General features: G+C 70.7%; 4 protein-coding genes. 2 read left to right on the forward strand and 2 right to left on the reverse strand.

Going from position 1 to position 3,204, the window contains the following annotated elements:
- Positions 1-284 (reverse strand): hypothetical protein (locus JWP28_RS06325; protein ID WP_299541221.1); only part of this gene is annotated, 284 nt, incomplete at its 3' end.
- Positions 285-554: 270 nt separating this feature from the next.
- On the opposite strand from JWP28_RS06325, the gene JWP28_RS06330 reads away from it, so the two are divergent.
- Together JWP28_RS06330 and JWP28_RS06335 are read left to right on the forward strand one after the other, a co-directional pair.
- The gene (locus JWP28_RS06330; protein WP_299541223.1) at positions 555-1,469 is read left to right on the forward strand and encodes an NAD(P)-dependent oxidoreductase; all 915 of its coding nucleotides are present in this window, start codon (positions 555-557) and stop codon (positions 1,467-1,469) included.
- Positions 1,470-1,471: 2 nt separating this feature from the next.
- The gene (locus JWP28_RS06335; RefSeq protein ID WP_299541225.1) at positions 1,472-2,491 is read left to right on the forward strand and encodes an aldo/keto reductase; all 1,020 of its coding nucleotides are present in this window, start codon (positions 1,472-1,474) and stop codon (positions 2,489-2,491) included.
- Positions 2,492-2,694: 203 nt separating this feature from the next.
- Here JWP28_RS06335 and JWP28_RS06340 read toward each other — a convergent pair.
- A partial coding sequence (locus JWP28_RS06340; RefSeq protein ID WP_299541227.1) for a helix-turn-helix domain-containing protein occupies positions 2,695-3,204 on the reverse strand: 510 nt, incomplete at its 5' end.

Raw genomic sequence — 3,204 nt, forward strand, 5'->3', positions numbered from 1 at the left:
GCCGGCGGCGCGACCTCGGGCGCGGGGCGGCGGCCCGGCGTCAGGCTCCAGGTCAGCGCCATGGCGGTTCCGGCGATCAGCGCGAGGCCCAGGGCGATGAGGCGCTTCGATCCGCGGCGCCGCGCCGGCGCTTCCTGCGGCCGGTCGTCAGGATCGGCCTCGACCCAGGTCACCTCCCACGGCTCAGGCGTCGCGGGGCCGGCGCGCCAGGTGTCGTCGGCGTTGAAGTAGAAGCCGAGGGCGGCGGCGCGTCCGCCCGGTGCATCTCGTTCCTCTATGGACATGCCTCGACCCCCCTGTCTCCACCCGGGCCCTCAGAAGTGTAAAGCGCCGAGCGGGGGGATTTGTTGCGTGGCGCGGGCTTGCGCCTCTTTCCCGGCGTTCGAAGAGGGGCTCGCAGACCCGCAAGCGAGCTGACAGGGATGTAAGAACCGGCGCGCGCTGGCTGACAGGATCGGCCCCGAGTCTCATCGGCGCGATCGAGGCCTGCCGCCCCGGCCTGGGACGGCTGCCTGCCATCGCGTTTCCAATGTGTCGGTGGATGAGGTGTCGTCATGAAGGTCGGTTTCATCGGGTTGGGGCGCATGGGCGCCGGCATGGCGGCGAGCCTCTTGAAGGCGGGCCACGAGGTGACGGTCTACAACCGTACGCCCTCGAAGGCCGCGGCCCTGGCGGCACGGGGCGCCAAGGTCGCCGTCACCGTGGCGGACGCCTGCCGCGGCGCGGCGGTGATGACCATGCTGGCCAACGACCAGGCCGTCGAAGACGTGGTGTTCGGCGACGGCGGCGTGCTTGCCAGCCTTCCCCGGGGCGCGATCCACATCTCGTCCAGCACCATCAGCGTCGATCTGGCGGAGCGGCTGACGGCGGCCCACCTGGCGCACGGCGTCCGCTTCCTCTCGGCCCCGGTGTTCGGCCGCCCGGAGGTCGCCGCGGCCGGCCAGCTCGCGGTCGCCGCGGCCGGGGCATCCGAGGCGCTCGACGAGGCGGCGCCGCTGCTGGACGCGGTCGGACGCGAGACCTTCATCGTCTCGGCGACCCCGGCGACGGCCAATCTCGTGAAGCTCAGCGGCAACTTCCTGCTCGCCTCGGTCATCGAGTCGCTGGGCGAGGCGATGGCGCTGATCGGCAAGGCCGGCATCGACCGCAGGCGCTACCTCGACATCCTGACGTCGGCGCTGTTCGACATCCCGGTCTACAAGACCTATGGCGGCATGATCGCCGACGGCAAATTCGAGCCGGCCGGGTTCGCGGCCCCGCTGGGACAGAAGGACATCCGGCTGACGCTCGCCGCGGCGGAACACCTCGACGTGCCGATGCCGCTCGCCAGCCTGCTGCGCGACCGTTTCCTCACCTTGATGGCCCACGGCGGCGAGCGGCTCGACTGGTCGGCCATCGGCGGGCTTGCCGCCGCCGACGCGGGCGAACCGCGCGGCCTGGCCGAGACCTCCGCCGCAGGGAGGGCCTGAGCATGGAACAGATCGCAATCGGCGCCTCGGGCCTGAAGACGTCGCGCATCGGCCTCGGGACCTGGGCGATCGGCGGCTGGATGTGGGGCGGGTCCGACGAGGCCCAGTCCATCGCCACCATCCGTTCGGCGATCGAGCGCGGGGTGACCCTGATCGACACGGCGCCGGTCTACGGCTTCGGCGTCTCGGAGGAGATCGTCGGCAAGGCCCTGGCCGAGGGCGGCCTGCGCGACAAGGTGCAGATCGCCACCAAGGTCGGCCTGTCCTGGAAGGACGGCAAGCCGTTCCGCGACGCCCGTCCCGCCCGCATCCGCCAGGAGATCGAGGCGTCGCTGCGGCGCCTGCGCACCGATGTCATCGACCTCTACCAGGTGCATTGGCCCGACCTGGAGACCTCCATCGCCGAGACGGCCGAGGCGCTGGAGGGCCTGCGCCGGGAGGGCAAGATCCGGGCGATCGGGGTCAGCAATCATTCGCCGGCCCAGATGGACGCTTTCCGCACGAGGGCGCGGCTCGACGCGGTCCAGCCGCCGTACAACCTCTTCGAACGCGAGATGGAAGCCGACGTGCTTCCCTACGCCAAGGACGCCGGCCTCGCGGTGCTGGCTTACGGCGCGCTGTGCCGTGGCCTGCTCGCCGGCCGGATAACCGCCGCGACGACCTTCGACGGCGACGACCTGCGCAAGCAGGATCCGAAGTTCCAGGGGGATCGCTTCCGGCAGTATCTCTCGGCGGCCGAGGCGCTGAAGACCTTAGCGCGCGAGCGCTTCGGCAAGTCGCTGCCGGCGCTTGCGGTGCGCTGGATCCTCGACCAGGGGCCGACGATCGCCCTGTGGGGCGCCCGCCGCCCCGAGCAGCTCGACCCGGTCGACGAGGTCGCCGGCTGGCGTATCGACGAGGCGACCAAGGCGGACATCGACGCCATCCTGCAGCGCTGCATCACCGATCCGGTGTCGCCGGAGTTCATGGCCCCGCCGACCCGGCGGCCGCAACTCCAGGCGGCGGAAGCCCAGCCCCGGTAACTCCCGGAACGGGGCGACGCCGAGCGGCGTTATGCGGCGGCCTTTTTCACGCGAGGTCCGCATGCGGTCAGTCCTTCTCCTGGTGCTGGGTGTCCCGATCCCGGTCATCCTGTTGCTCGCCTTCTGCACGCACCACTTCTGACCGCAGGCGAGCGGCTGTTGGGCCCGCCCGGACCACCCGCATCGCAACACCCGCTGCCGCGCTACTGAGTATAGGTAGGCTCGCTCTCGCGTCCTGACGGCTGCGCCGGCGCCATGCGCCGCGGCGCGAACCTCTCGCGGTAGGTGGTCGGCGTGACGCCCATCCGCCGCGCAAAGGCCTTGCGCATGGTGTCGTAGCTCGCGAACCCGGCCTTGTAGGCGATCTGTTCGATCGGCTCGCTCCCGTGCGAAAGCAGCCGCTTGGCGATTTCCACGCGCGCCATTTCGACCCAGTTGGCGGGCGAGGCGCCGGTGGCCGCTTCGAATGCGCGGTAGAAATTGCGGAGGCTCATGTTGACGCGGTCGGCCAGCGCCTCGGCCCGAAGGTCGCTGCGTGGGTGATCGACGATCCAGGCGAGCAACGAGCCCAACGGCCCTTCCGTCGATTGCGACTGCAGCATCGTGCTGAACTGGGATTGCCCGCCGGGCCGCTTCAGGAACACGACAAGGTTGCGCGCCACCGTCAGCGCCACGCGATGGCCGTGATCTTCCTCGACCATCGCCAAGGCCAT

This window comes from Phenylobacterium sp. (assembly GCF_028290885.1).
In the GTDB taxonomy this organism is placed as follows: Bacteria; Pseudomonadota; Alphaproteobacteria; order Caulobacterales; family Caulobacteraceae; genus Phenylobacterium.

Excerpts from the sequence above, each read along its gene's own strand:
- JWP28_RS06330 (WP_299541223.1), top strand. The coding sequence starts at position 555 with ATGAAGGTCGGTTTCATCGGGTTGGGGCGCATGGGCGCCGGCATGGCG.
- JWP28_RS06335 (WP_299541225.1), top strand. The coding sequence starts at position 1,472 with ATGGAACAGATCGCAATCGGCGCCTCGGGCCTGAAGACGTCGCGCATC.